We start from the raw sequence: 3,231 nt of genomic DNA, 5'->3' as shown, positions 1-3,231 counted from the left end.
CTACATATTGCGCCGGTACTGCCCACCCACCTCAAACAAGGCATTGGTGATCTGGCCCAGCGAGCACACGCGCACAGCGGCCATCAGCACCTCAAACACATTCCCGTTCTCGATCACCGCTTGTTGAAGCCGCTTCAGCATGGCTGGCGACTCGCTGGCGTGCAGCGCATGGAATTCGGCCAGCCGCTTGAGCTGGTTCTGCTTCTCTTCATCCGTTGAGCGCGCCAGTTCCAGCTTGTCCAGCACCGCGTCCCCATGCGGGTTGCGAAAGGTGTTGACCCCAATGATGGGCAGCTCGCCGGTGTGCTTGAGCATCTCGTAGTGCATGGACTCGTCCTGAATCCGGCCCCGCTGGTAGCCCGTCTCCATCGCCCCCAGCACGCCGCCACGCTCGGCGATGCGCTCGAACTCCAGCAGCACCGCTTCTTCCAGCAGCTCGGTCAGTTCTTCGATGATGAAGGCGCCCTGGCTCGGGTTTTCGTTCTTGGCCAGGCCCCATTCGCGGTTGATGATGAGCTGGATCGCCATGGCGCGGCGCACCGACTCTTCGGTGGGCGTGGTGATGGCTTCGTCAAACGCATTGGTGTGCAGGCTGTTGCAGTTGTCGTAAATCGCAATCAGCGCCTGCAAGGTGGTGCGGATGTCGTTGAACTGGATCTCCTGCGCGTGCAGGCTGCGCCCTGACGTTTGAATGTGGTATTTGAGCTTCTGGCTGCGCTCGTTGGCGCCGTACTTCTCCTTCATGGCCACCGCCCAGATGCGCCGCGCCACGCGGCCCATCACGGTGTACTCAGGGTCCATGCCGTTACTGAAGAAGAAACTCAGATTGGGCGCAAAGTCATCAATGTGCATGCCGCGCGCCAGATAGGCTTCGACAAAGGTAAAGCCATTGCTCAAGGTGAACGCCAGTTGGCTGATCGGGTTGGCACCGGCTTCTGCGATGTGATACCCGCTGATGCTCACACTGTAGAAGTTGCGCACGCGGTTGTGCACGAAGTACTCGGCAATGTCGCCCATGACTTTGAGGCTGAACTCGGTGGAGAAGATGCAGGTGTTCTGGCCCTGGTCTTCCTTGAGGATGTCGGCCTGCACGGTGCCACGCACGTTTTCCTGCACCCACTCGCGGATTTTTTCCAGCTCGGTGTCGGTCGGTTCACGGCCGTTCTCCAGCTTGAATTTGTCGATGTTCTGATCAATGGCCGTGTTCATGAACATGGCCAGGATGCTGGGCGCCGGACCGTTGATGGTCATGGACACGCTGGTGGACGGGCTGCACAGGTCAAACCCGCCGTACAGCACCTTCATGTCGTCCAGCGTGGCAATGCTCACGCCGCTGTTACCGACCTTGCCGTAGATGTCCGGACGCGGATCGGGGTCGTTGCCGTAGAGCGTGACGGAATCAAACGCGGTGGACAGGCGCTTGGCGGCCATGCCGGAGCTCAACAGCTTGAAGCGGGTGTTGGTGCGAAACGCATCGCCTTCGCCGGCAAACATGCGGGTCGGGTCTTCGCCTTCACGCTTGAAGGCGAAGGTGCCAGCGGTGTAGGGGTAGCTGCCGGGCACGTTGTCGAGCATCAGCCATTTCAGGATTTCGCCATGGTCCTCAAACTGGGGCAAGGCCACTTTGCGGATGGTGGTGCCACTCAAAGACTTGGTGGTCAGCGCCGTGCGAATCTCCTTGTCGCGAATTTTGACAACGTATTCGTCCCCGGCGTAGGCGGTCTGCATGGCGGGCCACTGGGCCAGCAGCTTTTTCTCTGCACCTCCCAGATGGGCTTCGCGCTGCGCGGCCAGGTCCATCACGGCCTGAACGGCGTTGGCCTTGCCAGGGTCGTCCAGCGTGAGCATGCGCCCGGATTCCTGCAGTTGCTGGATTTCCCGGGCCAGTCTGGCCTGGCTGCGGGCGCGCTTTTTGTAGCTGCGCACGGTGTCGCTGATTTCGGCCAGGTAACGGGTGCGCGCAGCGGGCACCACAGGCGTCTGGTTGGTGCTGTGGCGAACGTTCACCGTCGGGAGTTGGGATGGCACCAGCGTCAGGCCCAGCTCGGCCAGGCGAACAATGAGGGCCTGGTACAGGGCCGTGACGCCGTCATCGTTGAAGCGGGCGGCCATGGTGCCAAACACCGGCATCTGGTCGGCCGGGGTGGTCCAGGCCTCTTTGTTGCGCTGCACCTGTTTGGCCACGTCACGCAGGGCGTCGAGTGAGCCCTTGCGGTCGAACTTGTTGATGGCCACGAATTCGGCAAAGTCCAGCATGTCGATTTTTTCCAGCTGGCTGGCGGCACCGAATTCGGGGGTCATCACGTACAGCGGCACGTCGACATGCGGCACGATGGCGGCATCGCCCTGGCCAATGCCGGAGGTTTCCACCACGATCAGATCAAAGCCTGCGACTTTGCAGGCGGCAATGACGTCGGGCAAGGCCGCGCTGATCTCGCTGCCGAAGTCACGGGTGGCAAGCGAACGCATGAAGACGCGCGAGCCCTGTTGCCAGGGACTGATGGCGTTCATGCGGATGCGGTCACCCAGGAGCGCCCCGCCGCTCTTGCGCCGGGACGGGTCGATGCTGATGACCGCTACGCGCAGGCTGTCGTTCTGGTCCAGCCGCAGGCGGCGGATGAGTTCGTCAGTGAGCGAAGACTTGCCAGCGCCGCCGGTGCCGGTGATGCCCAGCACCGGTATCTTTTTGATAGCAGCCTGCGCACGTATATCCTGGACCAGAGCCGTTAATTGCTCTGAAGGCGCACCTTTGGCCTCACCCGAAGCTTTCTCGTTTTCCAGGGCGGTGATGAGTTGCGCCAGGGCGCGCCAGCTCATCTCGGTGTGGCCCTGAATGGCGCTGATGTCATGGGGGGCGTAGCCGGTGAGGTCCTGGTCACACCGCATCACCATGTCGCCAATCATGCCGGCCAGGCCCATGCGCTGGCCGTCTTCCGGGCTGAAGATGCGGGTGACGCCATAGGCCTGCAGTTCGCGGATTTCCGGGGGCACGATGACGCCGCCACCGCCGCCAAAGACCTGGATGTGGGAGCCGCCGCGCGCTTTGAGCAGGTCCACCATGTACTTGAAGTATTCGACGTGCCCGCCCTGGTAGGAGCTGATGGCGATGCCCTGGGCGTCTTCCTGCAGGGCCGCGGTGACCACTTCGTCCACGCTGCGGTTGTGCCCGAGGTGGATGACTTCAGCGCCCATGCCTTGCAGGATGCGGCGCATGATGTTGATGGCGGCGTC

The 3,231-nt window shown here is 62.1% G+C and carries 1 protein-coding gene; it reads right to left on the bottom strand.

Annotated features, from left to right (window positions below):
* On the bottom strand, positions 1-3,231 hold a 3,231-nt coding region (icmF, locus tag AC097N_RS21145; RefSeq protein WP_479584040.1), incomplete at its 5' end, for a fused isobutyryl-CoA mutase/GTPase IcmF.

The sequence above is a fragment of the Rhodoferax sp. LS1R11 genome (assembly GCF_056521395.1).
The sequence above is the reverse complement of the archived record's forward strand: the minus strand, read 5'-3'. Positions and strand labels throughout refer to the sequence as shown.